We start from the raw sequence: 20,169 nt of genomic DNA, 5'->3' as shown, positions 1-20,169 counted from the left end.
CAAGCTCATGCTACTCGCCAGTAACAAATAACGCGAGCGCCAGGGGAGCATGACGTCGAAGGCGTCCGCCGAGAGGGTCACCACCGGCTTTCGTCCCGATGTCTCCCGACCCGCTCCACCGCTGGTCCGGACACGGGAAAGGGCGCGCGGACCGGTGGGTTCGCGCGCCCGGGAGCGGTGCGGGGTTCAGAGCAGGGCGTTGGCCTCGCGCGGGCGTCCCGCGGCGTTGTAGGCGCCGGCCAGGTCACGGCGCAGCCGCAGCGTCAGCCGCCGCACCTCCGGATCGCCCGAGGAGTTCATCGCCACGCGGTAGGCGTCGCGCAGCACCTCGACCGCCTCGTCCGCCCGTCCCGCCTGCGTGAAGGCGCGGCCCAACCGGTGGTGCACGCCGAGCGTGTCCAGGTGGCCCTTGCCCAGGCGGCGGCGACGCGCCATCAGCACCGTGCGCAACTGGCTGATCGAGGCCTCGCAGCGCCCCGACTGGCTCAGGGCCATGCTCAGGCCGAGGCGCAGCTCCTCACGCCGCTCGGTGGAGGCGACGTCCTCGATCGCCCGCTCGTAGTGGGCGATCGCCGCGTCCAACCGGCCGTCGCGCCGGTAGCACGCGGCCAGGTGGCTGCGCGCCTCCACGGTGTCCTCGTCGGCCGGGCCGAACTGCTCCTCGCGTTCACGGAGCAGGACCTCCCACTGGGCGGCGGCCTCCGCGGGCTGTCCCGCGTCCTCCAGCGCCCACGCCAGGTTCTCACGGATGATCTCGGTGCGCGGGTGCTCGTCCCCGTGCACCGACACGGCCTCGGTCAGCGCCAGTTCGAACTGCTGCACGGCGGCCAGGCGGCGGCCCATCTGCGCGTACTTGGTCGCGAGGTTGTTGCGCGCGGTGATCGTGTCCGGGTGCTCGGTGCCGTGCCGTTCCACCAACGACTGGAGGGTCCGCTCCAGCGACGCGGCACGCGACCCCCCGTTGCGCCCGGCGGATCCCTCCCGAGCGACAGGCCGGCGCGGAAGGGGGCTGACGGCCGTGTCGGCGGTCGCCACGGAGCCCGCCCCGCTCTCCGGCGCGGTCGGGGCGGCCGACGCCTCCGGCACGGCCGGAGCGTCAGCGGAGGCGGCTCCGGACGGGCTCGCCACCCGGACCCGCACGTACTCCTCCACGGGCTCACCGCGTGGGTCCACGGGAGCGGGCGCGGTGGTATCCACCGGACGCGTCCCGGCCGCGCGGGACAGACCGGTTTCGCGCAGAAGTGCACGCCAGAACGCCAGCAGACTCACCACATCTCCCTGATCGCCTCCCGCGGCGACCATCGCCGCGGAACCTCGCCTTCGTTGAACATGCCCGGGGGTTCCAGGGCACATTTCCATAACATAATCGGACACGAGGCCTGGGAACAGGCATGAACCACCCCTGGATCGGGGTGAGTTCAGTCACGTTGGGGTTAAGTGGGTGAAGCCGGGGTAAAAGCTACGCCTTCTCGGCTCCCAGGAGGGCTGTGGCCAGGGGTTCCGCGGTCAGTCCCACCTGCCAGTTCCGCGCTCCCCGATCACGCAGGAACGCGGCCACCGAGTCCGGGTCCAGCGCGCGGGGCGGCGTCCACGCCAACCGCCGGACCGTGTCCGGCAGCAGCAGGTTCTCGGTCGGCATGACCACGTCCTCGGCGATCCCCGTGACCGTCGCCCGTGCCGCCTCCAACCGCCGCGCGGCCTCCGGCGCCCGGTCCGCCCACCGGTTCACCGGCGGTGGGCCGTCACCCGGGGCGTTGGGGCGGGGGAGCTCGGTCTGCGGCATGTCCCGCGCCCGGTTGACCGCCCGGATCCAGGTGTTGAGGTAACGGCGCGCCAGTTTGATCCCGAACTGCCGGATCCCCGACAACTCACCGGGGGTCCGCGGCATCGCCGCGGCGGCCTCCACGATCGCGGCGTCCGGGAGGACCCGTCCAGGGGAGACGTCCCGCTCCTGGGCGATGCGGTCCCGCTCGTACCACAGCTCGCGCACGGCGGCCAGGGACCGTTGGTTGCGCACGCGGTGGATCCCCGACGTGCGGCGCCACGGGTCCGGCCGTGGCTCCTTGGGCGGTGTGGCCAGAACCGACGCGAACTCCTCGCGCGCCCACTCCAGCTTCCCGGTCTCGGCCAGCTCCTCCTCCAGCGCGTCACGCAACTCGATGAGGATCTCCACGTCCAGTGCGGCGTAGCGCAACCAGTCCTCGGGCAGGGGGCGCTGGGACCAGTCCACGGCCGAGTGCTCCTTGGCCAGGCGCACGTTCAGCAGACGCTCCACCATGAACCCCAGCCCGACACGCTGGTAGCCGAGCAGCCGACCGGCGAGCTCGGTGTCGAACAGGCTTCGGGGGCGCAGGTTGACCTCCGACAGACACGGCAGGTCCTGGTGGGCCGCGTGGAGCACCACCTCGGCCCCGTCCAGCGCGGTGTCGAGGGCGCCGAGGTCCGGGCAGGCGATCGGGTCGATCAGCGCCGAACCGGAGCCCTCCCGGCGTAGTTGGACCAGGTAGGCGCGCTGGCCGTACCGGTACCCGGAGGCCCGTTCGGCGTCCACCGCCACCGGTCCGGTACCGGCGGACACGGCCGTGACCACGTCGGCGAGTGCGTCGGCGTCGGAGGTGACGTCGGGCAAGCCCTCCCGCGGATCCCGCAGCAGAGGCGCCCTCTCAGCGTCGTCGTTTCCCGGTTCGTGGTGTTCTGTCTTGGAGTTCAACGCGTTCGCCACACCACTACGGTATGCGCTGTGGCCACCGGACGCGGAACACGGGCCGGATCCGGCGCCGGAGCGCGGGGCCCGGCCGGGGTCAGGACCGCGAGCGCTGCTGGGTGATGTCGGTGACGTCCAGCGGAGGAAGCCCGGAAGCCGACGCGAGCAGCGCCAACCACGCACCGACGTGCCCCGACAACCGGTCCGACTCCGGTGTCCACGAGGCGCGCATCTCCACCTCCGTGGTGGCGCCCTCGCCGGCCTTGGTGCCGAACCCCTCCGTCGTGGCGCGCGTGACCGTGCCACTCAGCGTGTGGTGGGCGGCGTCGTGCGCGTCCAGGGCGTCGGTGAGCCAACTCCAGGCGACCGGACCGAGCAGGGGGTCGGTGGCGATCTCCGACTCCAGCTCGGAGTTGACCTGGCACACCACCCGAAACGGACCCGGCCAGGACCGGGTTCCCTCGGGGTCGTACAGGATGATGAGCCGCCCCCAGGCGACCTCCTCACCCTGCACGGTGACCTCGGCCGACACGGCGGCCGCGTGGGGGGCCAACCTCTGGGGAGCGGGGATCTCCCGCACGGCGATCTCCGGGCGCACGGAGGGGCCGTGCAGCGCCTGGACCGCTCGCCGGAACGTCTCGTGCGCGTTCTCGGCGCTACCGACATCAGGCATGGTGGAAACGTCAGCCTTCATCTTGTGGTGATCACGTCCCGGGGTCGTTCGGGCATACCCAGCCGACCGACACCCGAGCGCGGGTCGGTTGATGGGAACGGAACCGACCGTGGCACGAGTCACCTTCGTCGGTACGGAGTTAGCACGGCGTGTCGGTGTTTTGTGATGATCTTGGGACCGGCGCGCCGCCGGAACCACCGCGACCCGCGCCCGTGGAACTCCGCTCCGACCGGTTCGAGTGAGAGCACCGGGACGGGCATGGCACGATCGAGGTGTGACGCTTCAAGACTCTCCTTTCCTCCGCGCCTGCCGACGGCTCCCGGTGCCCCACACCCCGGTGTGGTTCATGCGCCAGGCGGGTCGCTCCCTGCCCGAGTACCGCCGGGTACGCGCCGACGTCCCCATGCTCGAGGCCTGCTCGCGCCCCGACATGATCACCGAGATCACGATGCAGCCCGTCCGGCGCCACGACGTCGACGCCGCGATCTTCTTCAGCGACATCGTCGTGCCGCTCCGGGCCATCGGTATCGACCTCGACATCAAGCCCGGTGTCGGCCCCGTCGTCGCGGAGCCGATCCGTGACGCGGGCGGGCTCAAGCGGCTCCGCGAGATCGAGCCGGACGATCTGCCCTACATCACCGAGGCGGTCGGCCAGCTCGTCGGTGAACTGGGCGACAAGCCGCTCATCGGATTCGCGGGCGCCCCGTTCACACTGGCCTCCTACCTCATCGAGGGCGGGCCCTCCAAGAACCACGAGCACACCAAGGCGCTCATGTACGGCGAGCCCGAGCTGTGGGACGAGCTGATGCGCCGTCTGGCGGCGATCACGCTGGGCTTCCTGCGCACCCAGGTCGAGGCGGGCGCCAGCGCCGTGCAGCTCTTCGACTCCTGGGTCGGTGCGCTCAGCGCGGAGGACTACCGCGCCTCCGTGCTGCCCTACACCTCGTGGATCTTCGGTCAGCTCGCCGAGTACGAGATCCCGCGCATCCACTTCGGCGTCGGTACCGGTGAGCTGCTCGGTCTGCTCGGCGAGGCCGGGGCCGACGTCGTGGGTGTGGACTGGCGCGTGCCGCTCGACGAGGCCGTCCGGCGCGTCGGGCCCGGAAAGGCCCTCCAGGGCAACCTGGACCCGGCGACGCTGTTCGCCCCCTGGGAGGTCGTCGCCGAGCGGACACGCGACATCCTGGCCCGAGGCCGTGCGGCCGAGGGCCACATCTTCAACCTGGGCCACGGCGTACTGCCGAGCACGGACCCGGACATGCTCACGCGCCTGACCGCGTTCGTCCACGAGCAGACCGCGGGCTGACCCGGGGCGGGGCCGGTCCGCGACACGTGGTGCCGTCAACCGTCCCGCCCGGGGGCGCCCTCGGAACCGTCCTCGTTCCCGGGACCGCTTCCGCTGTCGTCGGAGTCGGTCCCGCCGTCGCCTCCTGCCTCGGGACCGCCGCTGACGGCCGCGGCGACGGGAGCGGAGCGGTCGGCGTCCCGAGCCGAGTCGCCGCGCGTCCGGCGGGTGCGCTTCCTGAGGTACCACCACACCGGCACACCGACGACGGCGGCGACCGCCAAGAACGGCAGCGCCCAGCCCGCGATCACGGCGATCCACAGGGTGACGGCCACCAGGGCGCCCCAGCCCTGCCTCAGGGCCTCCAGGAACCCGACGGCGTCGCCGGAAGGGGCTTCGACGTAGGTGTCCGGGGTGTCCAGGCTCAGGTGCACGGTGGAGTAGGTCGTCTGGTTGGTCAGTGTCTCCAGCCGCGCCTGGTAGGACTCCAACTCCGACTGGCGGGTCTGGATCTCCTGCTCGATCCGCAGCAGGTCGTCGACGTCCTCGGCCTCCTCCAGGTAGCCGCGCAGGGTCTCCAGCGACGTCTGCGCGGTCTCGATGCGGCTCTCGACGTCCGCCACCTCGTCGGTGACGTCGTCGACGGAGCGCTCCAGGTCGGAACGGTCTCCGAGCTCGGCCAGATCGGCCAGCGCGTCCTCGTAGCCGTCGTTGGGGATGCGCAGTGCCAGCTGGGCGGTGGGCACCCGACCGGCCGGGGTCCTGAGCTGTTCGGAGGCCACGTAGCCTCCCGCCTCGATGGTCAGTTCCTTGGCGAGTTCGGCGGCCTCGGGCACGTCCGACACGCGCACGCTCATGGTGGCGGTGTGGATGAGGTCGCGGTCGGCGGCCTCGACGTCCGCTCCGAGGGCCCCTCCGCCGCCTTCGCCCTGGGGTTCCTCCTCGGCCAGGGCGCCCTCGTCCATCTGGGCGGAATCGGCGCGCTCGACGGACGCGGCACCCGCGCCGTCGTCTCCGGTCAGGGACTGGGTCGTCGCCCCGCAGGCGGTCAGTACGAGGGCCGCCAGGCCGAGTGGCAGAGCGGTCCCGGCGACGCGCCACCGCTGGGGGAAAGTGGTAGTAGCCATGTGCCTTCGACGTGGGCCGTTCCGTGGGCGTTGCGGTTCCCCGGTAACGACCGGGCAACGAGGTGGTCGCGGACCGGAACCGGCGTGTGGGGCACGGGGCACGCGGGGAGTGGCCGCACGGGTGTGTTTCGGGGACGGTGGGTCCGTGTGACCCAGGGCATCTGGAAAGCTGGTGGCATGGCACAAGCACCGCACGTGGTCGTGGTCGGGGGAGGGGTCTCCGGACTCACCGCCGCGCACCGCCTCACCGCACTCGGGACCGCCGTCACGGTCGTGGAGGCCGCGGACACACCCGGCGGCAAACTGCACGCCTCACCCGTGGCGGGTGTTCCCGTCGACGCGGGGGCCGAGTCAGTGCTCGCCCGCCGTCCCGAGGCACTCGACCTCATCCGCGAACTCGGTCTGGCCGATCGGATCGTGCACCCGGGGCCCGGCTCCGCGGGCGTCTACACCCGGGGGCGGGTCAGACCACTGCCGAAGGGACAGCTCATGGGAGTTCCCGGCAGCCTGCGCGAGCTCGCGCGCAGCGGAGTGCTGAGCTGGACGGGGACCCTGCGCGCCGGGCTGGACCTGGTCTGGCCGCGCACACCCGTGCGCGGGGACGTGCCGGTCGCCACCTACGTCGGCATGCGCATGGGGCGCCAGGTCGTCGACCGCCTGGTCGAACCCCTGCTGGGCGGTGTGTACGCGGGCCGAGCCGACCGGCTCTCGCTCGACGCCGCGCTGCCGCAGATCGCCCCCATGGCCCGTGACGACCGCTCCCTCATGCGCGCGGTACACGCCGACCTGGCGGGCCGCGGCGCGGTGTCCGCCTCCGCGGGACCGGTCTTCGCCTCGCTGCGCGGCGGGATCGCCGAACTCGTGGGCGCCCTGGCCGACCGGCACGGCGACCGGGTGCGTACCGGCACGCGGGTCGATTCCCTGCGCCGTCTGCCCCAGGGCTGGCGTGTCCACCTGGACACCGGCGACCGGCTGGACTGCGACGCGGTCCTCCTGGCCTGCCCGGCGCCCGAGGCGGCCCGCCTGCTCGCCGAGCATGTGCCCGAGGCCGCCCACGAGCTGGGTGGGGTGGAGTACGCCAGCATGGCCCTGGTGACCCTCGCGCTTCCCGCCTCCGCCTTCCCCGAGCCGCTGACGGGCAGTGGTTTCCTCGCCCCGGCCGGAGAGGGACTCACCATCAAGGCGGCCACCTTCTCCAGCAACAAGTGGCCCTGGATCGCCGACGCGCTGCGTGCGGCCAACCCCGGCGACGACCTGGTCGTGGTGCGCTGCTCGATCGGCCGTGGCGGCGACACCGCGGCCCTGGAGCGCTCCGACGAGGAGCTCGCCGCGGTGGCCGTCGCCGACCTCGCCACGGTCACCGGTCTGGCCGGCGCCCCCGTGGAGACCCGGGTCACCCGGTGGCGGGACGGGATTCCGCAGTACGGGGTCGGGCACACCGCGCGGATCGACCGGACCCGTTCCGCCGTCGACCGCCGTCCCGGGCTGGGGGTGTGCGGCGCCGCCTACGGTGGCGTCGGCATCCCCGCGTGCGTGGCCGACGCGGGCCGCGCGGCCGAGCGGTTGGCGCACACCCTCCCCAGAGACAGTCACACCACCCCCGGCGGCGACGCCGCGGGAACGACAGAACAAGGAGTCAACCCGTGACGGGTCAGCAGAACACCGCCGTCGACAAGGACGGCACCGACCTGAACGCGCTCATCCGCTACACCATGTGGTCGGTCTTCAAGGTCGAGGGCCTCGACGGAGTCGACCGGACAGCGGCGGCCGACGAGCTCCAGACCCTCTTCGACAAGGCCGCCGAGCGCGGCATCGTCACTCGGGGCAGTTACGACGTGCAGGGCCTGCGCGCGGACGCCGACATCATGTTCTGGTGGGTGGCCGACACCTCCGAGCAGGTCCAGGAGATGTACACCGCCTTCCGCCGTACCCGCCTGGGCCGCGCCAGCGCCCCGGTGTGGTCGGTCGTGGGCCTGCACCGTCCCGCGGAGTTCAACCGCGGCCACGTGCCCGCCTTCCTCGCCGGTGAGGAGCCGCGCGACCACCTGTGCGTGTACCCGTTCGTGCGCTCCTACGAGTGGTACCTGCTGCCCGACGACGAGCGCCGCGCGATGCTCGCCGAACACGGCCGTATGGCCGCCCCGTACCCGGACGTGCGCGCCAACACGGTGTCCTCCTTCGGCCTCAACGACTACGAGTGGCTGCTGGCCTTCGAGGCCGACGACCTGCACCGGATCGTCGACCTGATGCGCCACCTACGCGGCGCCAAGGCCCGCCTGCACACCCGCGAGGAGATCCCCTTCTACACCGGCCGCCGTCGGAGTGTCGCCGAGCTCGTCGACGCCCTGCCGTAACCGGCGCCGACGCGACCGTGCCCCGGGCGGGACTCCGCCCGGGGCACGGTCGCGTCGGTCCTGCGGTCAGTCCGAGGCCGGTCGCGCCCTCACGTAACGGACGTAGAACGGGATGGTGACGATGAAGCCCAGGACCACCGCGCTCATGAGGTAGATGAGCACGTCGCCCGTGGGCAGGCCCAGACCCCAGGCGGCCATGAGCGCCACACCGGTGGCCAGGGATCCGAGCACCGCGTAGATCTTGCGCCCGCGCGGTTTGGGGTACTCCATGCGGCTCACCATGAGCCAGGCGATGAGCAGCACGGCGGTGACGCCCGCGTACAGCGGCGGGTCCATCAGAACCACGGTCACCACCGCCATCGCCCCGAACGGACAGGGGAGCCCGGTGAAGTAGCTGGACCCCGGCGCCTGGCAGGAGAAGCGCGCCAGGCGCACGATGACCGCCAACAGGACGGCGCCCCCGCCGACGACGGGCAGTATCGCCGGACCCCCGGAGAACATGCCCCACACCACGAAGAAGAACGCGGGGGCGAACCCGAAGCTGATCACGTCGGCGAGGTTGTCCAGTTCGGCGCCCATCCCGCTGCCGCCGAGCTTGCGCGCGACGCGGCCGTCGAGGACGTCCAGGGCCGCGGCCACGAGCATCAGCCCGACGACCGTGGCCATGGCGGCACGGGGGAGGGGCCCCGCGGCGCCGGAGGCCGCGTGCGCGGACTGGGCCGTCGCGAGCGCCCACACCGCGAGGAAGCCGCACAGGGCGTTGCCCAGCGTCAGGTAGTCCGCCACCCCCAGGCGCAATCGGGGGGCGCCGGTGTCCGGGGGGGTCGTGTGCTCCGGGCCCAGGACGGACCGCTCAGTCGGCGTCAAGACGGGTTTCTCCGGCACGGACCTTCTGGCCGACCTCCACCGCCGGGGCGATCCCGGCCGGAAGGTAGACGTCGACCCGCGACCCGAACCGGATGAGACCGATCCTCTCGCCTTGCTCGACCTTCTGCCCCGCAGCGAGATACGGGACGATACGCCGGACCATCGCGCCGGCGATTTGAACGACCGTGATCTCACCGATCTCGGTTTCAAGGGTCCAGATGACGCGCTCATTACGCTCGCTGTCCTTGTCGAATGCGGGGCGGAAACCCCCGGGGCGGTGCTCGACCCGGGTGATCACTCCGGCGAGGGGCGCACGGTTGACGTGCACGTTCAGGGGGTTCATGAACACCGCGACCCGGGTCCGGCCGTCGGTCTGGAGGTCGAGGCTCTGGACGACGCCGTCGGCCGCCGAGATCACGCGTCCGGTGGCCGGACCACGCTCGGGGTCGCGGAAGAACCACGTCATGCCCGCGGCGAGGGCGATGACCGGGACGGCGGCCGCCCCGCGTGTGCGGGATCCCCGGGCGGCCAGGGCCGCGGCACCCGCCGCGCCGAGGGCGGGCAGCAGCCAGGGAGCCGACCCCTGGGCCATGCCCAGGCGCGGCCGGGCCGGAGGACGGGGGGAGGCGGCGGTGGAAGGTGAGTCGTCGGTCATCGAGCGCTTTCGTCACGGCTTGGGTCGGTTCGCCCTGCTTGCGGGCGCTATGGTGGGGCTGCCCTCGGACTCGGGGCGGGTGCGCGAAGACCGGGGGGCCTTGTGCCGCGCGGCGCTCCGCGGGTTGGCGGAGCCGACCGTTGGTGCGCTGGATGCGATTATCCCCGATACGTCGTGGACGAGTCGCGGGTACCGCCCCTCGGATGGTCGGGGACGGTCTCCGCGTACCCGTCCGGAACCAGGATGGTACGCCAACCTACTCCGTCGGGTCGGTCGGCTCCAGGGTCAGGGCGACCGAGTTGATGCAGTAGCGCTCGTCGGTGGGAGTGGCGTACCCCTCACCGCGGAAGACGTGGCCCAGATGGGACTCGCAGGTGGCGCACCGCACCTCGGTCCGGACCATACCGAGCGAGGAGTCCTCGTGCAGGGTGACCGCGGAGGAGTCGGCGGGGTCGTAGAAGCTGGGCCAGCCGCAGTGTGAGTCGAACTTCTCGTTGGAGCGGAACAGTTCGGTCGCGCACCCCCGGCACCGGTAGACACCCTCCGTCTTGGTGTCGACGTGGGCGCCGCTCCACGGGCGTTCGGTGCCCGCCTGCCGGAGCACGGCGTACTCCTGTGCGTTGAGCCGCTCGCGCCATTCCGCGTCGGTCCGGGGAATCCCCGGGGTTCCGTCTCCGGTGCTCTGCTCCGCTGCGTCAGCCATGGTGACGACGCTACCGGTATTTCGGCTGGAGTGCCGTCTCGACCACGTTCCGGATGGAATGCACATCACCCGGTTTAGGGGCGTAAATCATCCCGTAGTGTCACAAAGCCCTAACCTCCCTCGTTGTTACGTTCGGTTGCTTAACCCACGGGTAGGCCTTGAACAGGGTCAGTGGTCGATGTGCGCCGAGGTAGGTGGCATGGCAGTTACGACACAAGAATCACTCGTAGTGCGCAGACGACCACTGCGCGTGGGGAGAATCAGATACGGACTGTGGTGGCTCGATCAGACCACCGCGGGAGTCCGGGTCTGGCCCAGGACGGCGGCCATGGGAACGGTCGCCGTCGGCCGGGAACTGCGGTGGGCGACGGAGCTCACCGCTCGCGCCACCGCGGCGCGGATCGACGCCGCCAGACCGGAGCCGTGGAACGACCGCAAGCTGCTCGCCTTCATCACCGTCGTGGCGGTGTGCGCGCTGGGAGTGGCCTTGGTCCTCGGCCTCGGGATCGCCAGATGGGCGATGACGGCGTCCGACAGCCTGCCCTTCGCGGCCGCAGGGGCGGTCGCGGTGGGTGTGGCGTACCTGGTCCTGGCATATCTGGTGTTCGCCTCAAGGCGGGGTGGTCGCTGAGTACCGAAGAACGATGGGAGGGGTCGCGTTCGCGCCCCTCCCATCGTGGTGTACCGGTGGGGCCGGGGCTCGAGGCTCAGGCGTCGAAGTCGTACTGGAGCACGTAGGCCGAACCGTCCATGGTGATCTCGTTGAACTCGACCGGGCGATGCTCCCCGGTCAGCGCGGTGCGGGCCACCTCCAGGACGGGCGTGCCCGCCGCGATCGCCAGATCCGACCTCTCCTCGGGGGTGGGCATGCGCACCCGGATCTCCTCGGTGAAATGGGCGGGCGCGTACCCCAGGTCGGCCAACCGCGCGTAGATCCCGCCGGGTCCGGTGTCGTGTTCGCGGACGCGGCGCGCGGCGAGGGAGCCGGTCCGGGACTCCACCACGGTCAGCGGAAGGTGGGAGACGGCGCTCTGCACGGGTCGGCCGTCGACGAGGTAGCGGCGGGAGCGGCGCAGGACCCGAGCTCCCCCGGGCAGTTCCAGTGCACGGGCCACGTGGTCGGGGGCCACGGCCTCGGTCACGTCGATGGAGTCGACCTCGTAACCGCGGTCCGCGCTGTCGGTCTGCCAGATCGCCCGACCGTTGCCCCAGAGCTCCTGGGACAGTCGGCGCGCGCCGTGTCTTCGGACGGGCCGGAAGAGCCGGACGTAGATGCCCGAGCCGCGCACGGCCACGGCCAGGCCGTCGTTGATGAGTACGGAGAGCGCCTGGCGTGCGGTGGCCCGTGCGACGCCATGGCGTTCCATCAGGGTGTTCTCCCCGGGAAGGCGGTCGCCGTCGGCGTACCGCCCGGAGCGGATCTGTCCGCGTAGTTCCTCGGCTATCTCCCGGTAGACCGGAGGGGACCCGTTGTCGGACGTCGGCACTCTCGTTCATCCTCTCGCCCGGGGGGCCAAGCCGGCAAGCCCCGTCAATGCGGTGTGTCCAGTGGGGGTGTTTCCAGTGGATGGCACACATCGGGTATGTCCGGTTGCGGGGCGGTTCATGCGTGGTTGTGGGGCAGCCGAAACCGGCCGGATCCGGCCGAACCCCAGTAACCTCCCTATTCTCGGAGGTAACGCGCGAAGAGGTTTCCGTCTGCTTCCAGAAGGTGCGCCATGCGCACGGGTGTGTTCCTCACCGAGGCCCGCGTCGGGGCGCCCGGGGTCCCGGGACCCCCGGTGACCACGCGGGGGGAGCCCGCCCCCAACAGGTGGGGGCTGAGGGTCAGGCAGAGCTCGTCCAGCAGCCCGGCCGCGACGAACTCCGCGAGCAGGTGCGGGCCGCCCTCGGTCAGCACGCGGCACAGGCCCCGTTCGCCGAGGGCGTTGACGATGTGCTCGGGTCCCACGGAGACACCGTCGACGACGACCAGGTCGGCGCACGCGCCGACCCGCTCGCGTCGCTCCCTGGGCGCGGAGGCCGTGGTGAACACGATGGTGCGCGCCTCCTCGGGCCCCGGGGCCAGCAGCCGCTCAGGGACGTCGAGGGTCCGTGAGACCACCGCGATCGGCGGTGTCCGCGGCCGTCCGCGCCGCAGCGGCTCCCACGCCGCACGCGGGCGGACGGGCGCGTAGCCCTCGATACGGGCGGTCGCCGCGCCCACCAGCACCACGTCGCACAGGCCGCGCAGGATGCCCATGATCTTCCGGTCCGAGGCGGAGGACAGGTCGCGGCTACGCCCGGACGGGCCGATCGCGCCCCCGTCGGCGCTGGAGACCATGTTGGCGCGCACCCATGGGCGGTCCAGGTCGTCGGGATAGGCGTACAGGGAGGCCAGGTCCACGTCCGTGCCGCCGTGGGGCAGGAGCTGGTGGAACGGGTCGGGGTCGGGCGGTGCGGTGTTCGAAGCCATGATGTCCTAGCTTGGCATCCTCCCGACCCGGACGGGTTCCACCGCGCCTACGGCAGCCGTCCGTGCCGGTGGGAGACCCTCCGCAGCAGCACCAGCGCCCGGTCGATCACCCTGACGGGGTCGGAGGCCGCCGCGGACGGGCGCCCGGACACATCGGGCTCGGCCGTGTCCAGGACCGTCTCCCACGCCATTCCGTACTCCGTCCCGGGCAGGGTGAAGTCCACCGCGTCCGCGCCGCTGTTGAGGAGCAGCAGGAACGAACTGTCGCGGATCCTGCGCCCGCGCGGGTCGGGCTCGGTGATGGCGTCGCCGTTGAGGAACACACCGAGTGCCTGACCCGTGGAGTTCCAGTCCGGCCCCGACATCGGCTTTCCGTCCGGCCGCAGCCACACGATGTCGGGAAGTCCGCGCCCGTCGCCCCGGCCGCCCTCGACGGGGCTGCCGCGAAAGAACCTGCGCCGCCGAAAGACCGGGTGGTCGCGGCGCAGACGGGCGAGCACCCGGACGTAGTCGAGCAGGTCGTTGTCGGGGTCCTCCCCGTCCAGACCGGCGTCCTTCCAGTCGATCCAGGCGATCTCGTTGTCCTGGCAGTAGGCGTTGTTGTTGCCGCCTTGGGTGCGGCCCACCTCGTCGCCGTGGGAGAGCATCACGACCCCCTGGGACAGGTACAGGGTCGTGAGGAAGTTGCGCACCTGGCGGCGGCGCAGGGTGATGATCGCGGGGTCCCGGGTGGGCCCCTCCACACCGTGGTTCCACGAGCGGTTGTCGTCCGTGCCGTCCCGGTTGTCCTCGCCGTTGTCCTCATTGTGTTTGTGGTCGTAGGAGACCAGGTCGGCCAGGGTGAAACCGTCGTGGCAGGTGATGAAGTTGATGGAGGCCACCGGGCGCCGGCCGTCGTCCTGGTACAGGTCGCTGGATCCGGCCAGGCGGGAGGCGAGTTCGCCCAACACCGGCTGACCCCGCCAGTAGTCGCGCACGGTGTCGCGGTACTTGCCGTTCCACTCCGTCCACAGAGGCGGGAAGTTGCCCACCTGGTAGCCGCCGGGACCGACGTCCCAGGGTTCGGCGATCAGTTTGACCTGCGAGATCACCGGGTCCTGCTGGACGATGTCGAAGAACGTGCTCAACCGGTCCACGTCGTGGAACTCCCGTGCCAGCGCCGACGCGAGGTCGAATCTGAACCCGTCCACATGCATCTCCAGGACCCAGTACCGCAGCGAGTCCATGATGAGCTGGAGCGAGTGCGGGTGGCGCACGTTCAGGCTGTTGCCGCAGCCGGTGTAGTCGAGGTAGTAGCGCTGGTCCTCGTCGCTGACGCGGTAGTAGCTCAGGTTGTCGATCCCGCGCAGGGACAGGGTGGGGCCCATGTGGTCGCCCTCGGCGGTGTGGTTGTACACCACGTCCAGGAGCACCTCGATCCCGGCCTCGTGCAGCGACTTCACCATCGCCTTGAACTCCTGGACCTGCTGTCCCCGGGAACCGAGCGCGGCGTATCCGCTGTGCGGGGCGAGGTAGGCGAGGGTGTTGTACCCCCAGTAGTTGGTCAGTCCGCGGGCCACCATGGCGTGCTCGGGGACGAAGTGGTGGACGGGCATGAGCTCGACCGCGGTCACCCCGAGCGAGGTGAGGTAGTCGATCACCGCGGGGTGGGCCAGGCCGGAGTAGGTGCCCCTCTGGTGTTCCGGGATGCCGGGGTGGCGCATGGTCAGGCCGCGCACGTGCGCCTCGTAGATCACCGTCCGGTGGTACGGGGTGCTGGGCCGGGACTCGTTTCCCCAGTCGAAGAACGGGCTGACCACCACGCACTTGGGCACGTAGGGTGCGCTGTCGGCGTTGTTCCGGCGGGTCGGGGCGGCGAAATGGTAGCTGAACAGCGACTCGTGCCAGGTGAGCTCGCCGTTCAGGGCCTTGGCGTAGGGGTCGGTGAGCAACTTGTTGGGGTTGCAGCGCAGACCGTGTTCGGGCGCGTAGGGGCCGTGGACGCGGTATCCGTACCGCTGTCCCGGGCCGACACCGGGAAGGTACCCGTGCCAGACGAATCCGTCGTATTCGGTGAGGGGTACTCGGGTCTCCTCCCCCTCGTCGTCGAACAGGCACAGGTCGACCCGTTCGGCGACTTCGGAGAAGAGGGAGAAATTGGTGCCGGACCCGTCGAAGGTCGCACCGAGCGGATAGGAACTACCGGGCCAGACTTCCACCATTGGCGTCGTCAGTCTCTTGGTGTCGGGGCCTTCGCCGGCCGGTGCGGGGGCGTTCGGGGATCCTCCCAGCTCGAAGGGCCCGTGCCGCGTCCCACCCCGGCCCGAAAGCGGTCGGTCGGTTTCGCCTTCTTCCTTCCGCTCCGATCGCCGGATTATGCCGACCAGGAGCGATGATCATTCGCGCACTGTCTCGATTTGTGGCTTTTCGTGGGAATTATCGGTGTGTTCTCACACGGATCTCGACCCCGACACACCACCGCGGCCGTGGCCCCGACCACGGCCACGGGGTGCGTTCTTCGGAGCGGCCACCCGGGGGCCACCGCCGGGCCGCCCGTACCCGGGCCGAGGCTCGGACCCCGGAGAACACCGCCTACCCCCGCGGCCGGGCGCGCTCCAGGATCGCCTCGGTGTCCACCCCGCGGGGCAGGGTGCCGAACACGTGCCCCCAGTCGCCGCCCAGGCGGCTGGCGGTGAACGCCGCCGAGACGGGGGCCGGTGCGTGCCGCAGCAGTAGCGAGGCCTGGAGGGTGAGGGCCATCAGCTCGACCACCGATCGGGCACGGTACTGCGCCTCGTCCAGGTCGGACAGGGCCTGCTCCAGCCGCTTGAGTGCCGCGTCGAAGTGGTCGTCGACGCCCGCCGCGGCGCGGAACTCGGTGAACAGCGCCTCGACCGACTCCGGGTTGCGGCCCATCGCCCGCAGTACGTCCAGCGCGGCCACGTTCCCCGACCCCTCCCAGATGGAGTTGAGCGGGGAGTCCCGGAACAGGCGGGGCATCCCCGACTCCTCGACGTACCCGTTGCCGCCCAGGCACTCCAGGGCCTCGGCCGCGTGCGGGGGCTGGCGCTTGGTCACCCAGAACTTGCCCACGGCCACCCCCAGGCGGCGGAAGGCGGTCTCCGCCTCGTCCCCCCGGACCGAGCGGTCCACGGCCCCGGCCAGGCGGGTCATCAGCGTGGTGGCCGCCTCGGACTCCAGTGCCAGGTCGGCCAGGACGTTGCGCATGAGCGGTTGTTCGATCAGGCGCGCTCCGAACGCGGAGCGGTGTTCGGCGTGGTGGAGGGCGTGCACCACGGCGGCGCGCATCCCGGCCGCCGATCCGATCACGCAGTCCAGCCGGGTGCTGTTGACCATGTCGATGATGGTGCGCACGCCCCGGCCGGGTTCGCCCACCAGGTGCGCGACCGCGCCGTCGTACTCCAGCTCGGCCGACGCGTTGGACCGGTTGCCCAGTTTGTCCTTGAGGCGCTGGACGTACAGCGCGTTGCGGGTGCCGTCGGGCAGCACCCGGGGGACGAGGAAGCAGCTCAGCCCCTCCGGCGCCTGGGCGAGGGTGAGGAAGAAGTCGCTCATGGGCGCCGACGTGAACCACTTGTGCCCGGTGAGCAGGTGGTGGCCCTCCGCGGTGGGCACGGCGCGTGTGGTGTTGGCGCGCACGTCGGAGCCGCCCTGCTTCTCCGTCATCGACATGCCCGCGATGAGGCCCCGCTTGCTCAGGGGCGGGCGCAGCCCGAAGTCGTAGGTCCGCGAGGTCAGCAGCGGCTCGTATCGTTCGGCCAGTTCGGGAGCGTGGCGCAGCGCCGGGACCACCGCGTAGGTCATCGAGACCGGGCAGCCGTGGCCGCTCTCCGGCTGCGACCACAGGAAGAACTTGGCGGCGCGCGCCACGTGCGCGCCCGCCCGCTCGTCCGCCCAGGGGGCCGCGTGCAGTCCGTGTTCAACCGCCTGCTCCATGAGCACGTGGTAGGCGGGCTGGTAGTCGATCTCGTCCACGCGGTGGCCGTACCGGTCGTGGGTACGCAGGACCGGCGGATAGGCGTTGGCCGACTCTCCCCAGGAACGGACTCGCTCGGTGCCCGCGGCGGTGCCGACCTCGCGCACCTCCGCCTCGGCCCACCCGGCACCCTCGCGGCGCAGCCCCTCCAGGAGCGCGGGATCGTCCGCGGCGGCGTAGTCGCCGAGCGGGATGGCCTGGTTGAACACCTCGTGTGTGGCGGGCATCGTTGCCTTTCCGTCCGTGGGTCGGCGGTGGGAGTGCGGGAATCGTAACCTGTGCCACCGGGCTCCAACCGAACCGGGTTCGGTTGAGGGGTGATGCGGCATCCGGCGCGACGTACACGACCGATGGAACAGGCACTGCCCGGGCCCGGTCCGACACCGGGAACACGACCCACCCGGATCACCCGCGCCTCACGGCCACAGCAGTTCGCGGTCCCACCCGGAGTCGACGGTGGGCCTCGTGTAGCGCAGGCGCGTGTGCCGTCGGTCCCGGTCGGCCTGCCAGAACTCGATCTCGGTCGCCGCCACCCGGTACAGTCCCCAGTCCGACGGCACCAGGTCCGGGTCGGCCTCCAGTCGCGCACGGCTCTCGTCGGCCGCGCGGTGGATGTCGGTCAGGTCGGTCAGGGGCTCGCTCTGCCGTCCGTGCAGGCCGGCCACCCGCGACTCCAGGGGTCTGGCCAGGTAGTCGGCGGCGCACCGGTCGGGGTCGGCCAGTTCCGCGAACCCGCGCACCCTGATCTGCCGCCCCTGCTCACCCCAGTAGAACGACAGCGCCACCGCCGGGTTCCTGGCCAGATCCCGCCCCTTGCGCGAGCCCGTGGTGGTGGCGAACCACCATCCCTCGAGGGTGAAGTCCTTCATGATGACCACCCGGGAGGACGGCTCCCCCCGCTCGTTGACCGTGGCCACCGTCATCGCGTGCGGCTCTCGAACCCCGGCCGCCACCGCCTCGGCGAACCAGTCCGTGAACAGCCGTGCCGGATCCTCCGGCGCGGTCGACGGGTCGAACTCCGCGATCGGACCCGCGAACACGGGCAGCCCCCGCAGCAGTTCCCGGATCCCCCCGTGCGCATCACCGTGCTCCGACACCTCGGCCCCCGCTCGCTCTCATCGCTTCGGCGGCCCGGACGGGTCGCCGCGCCAACGATTCTTCTTCGCGCCACGGGCCGTCACAAGTGCCAATCCGCGATCTGTGGACGGGGCGGACGACCCGGCGTCCGCCCCGTCCCGGCCGTGTCAGACGCGGGCGTGCCGTGCGGCCACCGCGGCGTCGTAGCGCTCCAGCACCACCCTGGCCAGCTCGGGCGCGTCACCCAGTGCCTCGGACACCACCGACGCACCAGCCGCCGTCGACCGGTCGCGGACCCGGTCGGAGAAGAAACCCGGCGCCAGCAGGTAGCTGGCCACGGCCACGTTCTCGGCGCCCCGCTCCCGTAGGTCGGCGACCGCCTCGCCGGGATCGGGCGACTGCGCCGACGCGAACGCCGCGACGGCCTCCCGCCACGGCCCGCGCTCGGCCAACCGGGCCGCCAGGGACCGCACCGTCGCGTTGGCCTCGGCGTCGCTGGAACCGGCCGAGACCAGCACCAGGGCCGTGTCCGGGGCGGGACGCGCGCCGGCCTCGGCCAGGCGCCGCTCCACCGCGTCCAACAGCAGCGGGTGCGGTCCCAGGGTGTCGGCGTAGGACACGCGCAACCAGGGGCTCTCCTCCTGGGCCTTGGCCAGGACCCGGGGCAGGTCCACCTTGCTGTGGTAGGCCGCCGTGAGCAGGGTCGGCAGCACCACGACCTCGCCCACGCCACCCGCGGCCAGGTCGGTCAGCGCGTCCTCGGGGCCGGGAGACACGTGGTCCAGGTAGGACACACGGACGTCCAGGTCGGGGCGCGACGCGCGCACCCGGTCGAACAGCGCCGACACGGCCGTCGTCGACCGGGGGTCGGCACTGCCGTGCGCCACTGCCAGGAGCGGGATCGCTCCACGTTCCACTCGGTGCTGAATCTCCGTGCTCATGGACCTCTCGGGGCGGATAGCCCGTCCTTCAGGCTGGGAAGGAAGCTCCCGCCTCCTTCTCTGGGTCTTGGGTGTGGCGGGACGAGGATGCGTCGTCCCGCCACCGTGGCCTCACGGCCTACACGTGGATCCCGCACTCGGTCTTGCCGAGCCCGGCCCACCGGCCGCTGCGCGGATCCTCGCCCGGAGCCACGCGCCGGGTGCACGGCTCACAGCCGATGGACGGATATCCATCGTATTGAAGGGGGTTGACCATCACACCGTGTTCGGCGATGTAGGAGTCCACGTCGTCCTGGGTCCACCGCGCGATCGGGTTCACCTTGGTCATGCGGCGGCGCCGGTCCCACTGGACGATCGGCGTGTCGCGGCGGGTCACCGAGTCCTCCCGGCGCAACCCGGTCAGCCACGCGGAGTACGGCGCCAGCGCCCGCTTGAGCGGTTCGACCTTGCGCAGGTGGCAGCACAGTTCGGGGTTGCGTCCGTGCAGGCGCGGCCCCAGGGCCCCGTCCTGCTCGGCCACCGTGCGGTTCGGCTCCACGTTGATGAGGTTGATGTCGTACACCGACTCGACCGCGTCGCGCGTGCCGAGGGTCTCGGCGAAGTGGTACCCCGTGTCCAGGAAGATCACGTCGATCCCCGGTACGACCCGGGAGGCCAGGTCGACCATCAACGCGTCGGCCATGGACGAGGTCATGCACAGGCCGTCGCCGAAGGTCTCCGCGGCCCAGGCGATGATCTCCCGGGTGGAGGCCTCCTCCAGTTCACGCGCGGCCCGCTCGGCGAGTTCGGGACCGCCCACAGGGGTGGTGGTGGCGTTCATGCGTTACCTTCCGTCGGTCTGGAGGGGGCGCCTCCCGCGGAGAACGACGCGGAGCGCAACCCGACGTACTTCACCCGGAACACCCGGGCACAGGAAAGACAGGCCCAGGGGTATCCCTCGCCCTTGACCGCGGCGCCCTCCTCGGGCACCAGGTCCTCGTCACCGCAGTACGGGCAGTAGTGGGGCGCGGCCCTCTCGGACATGGCGCACCTCTTCTTCCTTGGTGGTCGGCCCGGCCCCGCTTCCGGGGCCGGGTGTCCGTGTCCTACTTCAGGTCGGCCTCGTCGGCCCGTCCGACCCAGGCGGCGAAGGACTCCCCGTCCTCCTTCTGAACCTGGAAGCGGCGCAGCACGCGCTCCACGTAGTCGGGCAGCTCGTCGGCGGTGGTCTTCAGGCCGCGGACCTTCTTGCCGAAGGCCGCAGTCAGCCCCATGCCGCCGCCCAGGTGGATCTGGTAGCCCTCCACCTGTTCGCCGCGCTCGTTCATCACCAACTGGCCCTTGAGCCCGATGTCGGCGACCTGGATGCGCGC

Annotated in this window: 19 protein-coding genes and 1 pseudogene; 4 read left to right on the top strand and 16 right to left on the bottom strand. The window is 71.5% G+C overall.

Annotation, left to right across the window (positions count from 1 at the left end; genetic code table 11):
* Window positions 1-186 precede the first annotated feature (186 nt).
* From D471_RS0108845 to D471_RS0108835, 3 genes are all read right to left on the bottom strand, one after another.
* Window positions 187-1,260 (bottom strand): tetratricopeptide repeat protein, encoded by a 1,074-nt coding sequence (locus D471_RS0108845; RefSeq protein ID WP_026127546.1) that lies wholly within the window; start codon window positions 1,258-1,260, stop codon window positions 187-189.
* Between the two features lie 199 nt (window positions 1,261-1,459).
* Window positions 1,460-2,722 carry an HRDC domain-containing protein gene (locus D471_RS0108840; RefSeq protein WP_017598288.1) on the bottom strand — a complete coding sequence of 421 codons (1,263 nt, stop codon included), beginning with the start codon at window positions 2,720-2,722 and terminating at the stop codon, window positions 1,460-1,462.
* 79 nt (window positions 2,723-2,801) lie between these two features.
* A complete protein-coding gene (locus tag D471_RS0108835; protein WP_017598287.1) occupies window positions 2,802-3,377 on the bottom strand; it encodes a DUF3000 domain-containing protein in 576 nt (191 codons plus the stop codon).
* A 274-nt stretch (window positions 3,378-3,651) separates the two neighbouring features.
* Between D471_RS0108835 and hemE the strand changes: the two genes are divergently transcribed.
* The gene (gene hemE, locus D471_RS0108830; RefSeq protein ID WP_083924167.1) at window positions 3,652-4,683 is read left to right on the top strand and encodes a uroporphyrinogen decarboxylase; all 1,032 of its coding nucleotides are present in this window, start codon (window positions 3,652-3,654) and stop codon (window positions 4,681-4,683) included.
* A 35-nt stretch (window positions 4,684-4,718) separates the two neighbouring features.
* On the opposite strand, the gene D471_RS0108825 is transcribed toward hemE, so the two are convergent.
* Window positions 4,719-5,789, bottom strand: a complete 1,071-nt coding sequence (locus D471_RS0108825) for a DUF4349 domain-containing protein (protein WP_017598285.1) — start codon at window positions 5,787-5,789, stop codon at window positions 4,719-4,721.
* A gap of 177 nt (window positions 5,790-5,966) precedes the next feature.
* Here D471_RS0108825 and hemG point away from each other — a divergent pair, with 177 nt between their 5' ends.
* Together hemG and hemQ are read left to right on the top strand one after the other, a co-directional pair.
* A complete protein-coding gene (gene hemG, locus D471_RS0108820; protein ID WP_026127544.1) occupies window positions 5,967-7,436 on the top strand; it encodes a protoporphyrinogen oxidase in 1,470 nt (489 codons plus the stop codon).
* A complete protein-coding gene (gene hemQ / locus D471_RS0108815; protein ID WP_017598283.1) occupies window positions 7,433-8,143 on the top strand; it encodes a hydrogen peroxide-dependent heme synthase in 711 nt (236 codons plus the stop codon). Before hemG ends, hemQ begins: the two co-directional genes overlap by 4 nt.
* 66 nt (window positions 8,144-8,209) lie before the next feature.
* Here the strand turns inward: hemQ and D471_RS0108810 are convergent, their stop codons facing one another.
* From D471_RS0108810 to msrB, 3 genes are all read right to left on the bottom strand, one after another.
* The gene (locus D471_RS0108810) at window positions 8,210-9,010 is read right to left on the bottom strand and encodes a CDP-alcohol phosphatidyltransferase family protein (RefSeq protein WP_026127543.1); all 801 of its coding nucleotides are present in this window, start codon (window positions 9,008-9,010) and stop codon (window positions 8,210-8,212) included.
* Entirely contained in the window at window positions 8,997-9,665 is a 669-nt protein-coding gene (locus D471_RS0108805) for a phosphatidylserine decarboxylase (protein WP_017598281.1), read from the bottom strand. The genes D471_RS0108810 and D471_RS0108805 overlap by 14 nt, the downstream gene beginning before the upstream one ends.
* Window positions 9,666-9,921: 256 nt before the next feature.
* Window positions 9,922-10,368: a peptide-methionine (R)-S-oxide reductase MsrB gene (gene msrB, locus D471_RS0108800; protein WP_017598280.1), complete on the bottom strand. Its 447-nt coding sequence runs from the start codon at window positions 10,366-10,368 to the stop codon at window positions 9,922-9,924.
* Window positions 10,369-10,618: 250 nt separating this feature from the next.
* Here msrB and D471_RS0108795 point away from each other — a divergent pair, with 250 nt between their 5' ends.
* Window positions 10,619-10,999: a hypothetical protein gene (locus tag D471_RS0108795; protein WP_026127542.1), complete on the top strand. Its 381-nt coding sequence runs from the start codon at window positions 10,619-10,621 to the stop codon at window positions 10,997-10,999.
* 76 nt (window positions 11,000-11,075) lie between these two features.
* On the opposite strand, the gene D471_RS0108790 is transcribed toward D471_RS0108795, so the two are convergent.
* The 9 genes and pseudogenes from D471_RS0108790 to D471_RS33590 all read right to left on the bottom strand — a co-directional run.
* Entirely contained in the window at window positions 11,076-11,855 is a 780-nt protein-coding gene (locus D471_RS0108790; protein ID WP_017598278.1) for a GntR family transcriptional regulator, read from the bottom strand.
* 176 nt (window positions 11,856-12,031) lie between these two features.
* On the bottom strand, window positions 12,032-12,823 hold the full coding sequence (locus tag D471_RS0108785; protein WP_017598277.1) for a pyrimidine reductase family protein: 792 nt from the start codon (window positions 12,821-12,823) through the stop codon (window positions 12,032-12,034).
* A gap of 47 nt (window positions 12,824-12,870) precedes the next feature.
* Complete coding sequence (glgX, locus tag D471_RS0108780) at window positions 12,871-15,024, bottom strand: glycogen debranching protein GlgX (RefSeq protein ID WP_017598276.1); 2,154 nt, start codon at window positions 15,022-15,024, stop codon at window positions 12,871-12,873.
* 370 nt (window positions 15,025-15,394) lie between these two features.
* Window positions 15,395-17,026: an acyl-CoA dehydrogenase family protein gene (locus D471_RS0108775; RefSeq protein WP_017598275.1), complete on the bottom strand. Its 1,632-nt coding sequence runs from the start codon at window positions 17,024-17,026 to the stop codon at window positions 15,395-15,397.
* Between the two features lie 189 nt (window positions 17,027-17,215).
* On the bottom strand, window positions 17,216-17,896 hold the full coding sequence (locus D471_RS0108770; protein WP_017598274.1) for a pyridoxine/pyridoxamine 5'-phosphate oxidase: 681 nt from the start codon (window positions 17,894-17,896) through the stop codon (window positions 17,216-17,218).
* A 147-nt stretch (window positions 17,897-18,043) separates the two neighbouring features.
* Complete coding sequence (locus tag D471_RS0108765; protein ID WP_051059133.1) at window positions 18,044-18,817, bottom strand: sirohydrochlorin chelatase; 774 nt, start codon at window positions 18,815-18,817, stop codon at window positions 18,044-18,046.
* 118 nt (window positions 18,818-18,935) lie between these two features.
* Window positions 18,936-19,637: a phosphoadenylyl-sulfate reductase gene (locus D471_RS0108760; protein ID WP_017598272.1), complete on the bottom strand. Its 702-nt coding sequence runs from the start codon at window positions 19,635-19,637 to the stop codon at window positions 18,936-18,938.
* The gene (locus D471_RS0108755) at window positions 19,634-19,840 is read right to left on the bottom strand and encodes a hypothetical protein (RefSeq protein ID WP_017598271.1); all 207 of its coding nucleotides are present in this window, start codon (window positions 19,838-19,840) and stop codon (window positions 19,634-19,636) included. Before D471_RS0108755 ends, D471_RS0108760 begins: the two co-directional genes overlap by 4 nt.
* Window positions 19,841-19,902: 62 nt before the next feature.
* A pseudogene (locus tag D471_RS33590) lies at window positions 19,903-20,169 on the bottom strand (nitrite/sulfite reductase); the annotation flags it as partial.

It is taken from the genome of Nocardiopsis lucentensis DSM 44048 (assembly GCF_000341125.1).
GTDB lineage: Bacteria > Actinomycetota > Actinomycetes > Streptosporangiales > Streptosporangiaceae > Nocardiopsis > Nocardiopsis lucentensis.
This window is presented reverse-complemented; position numbering and strand designations above follow the sequence as displayed.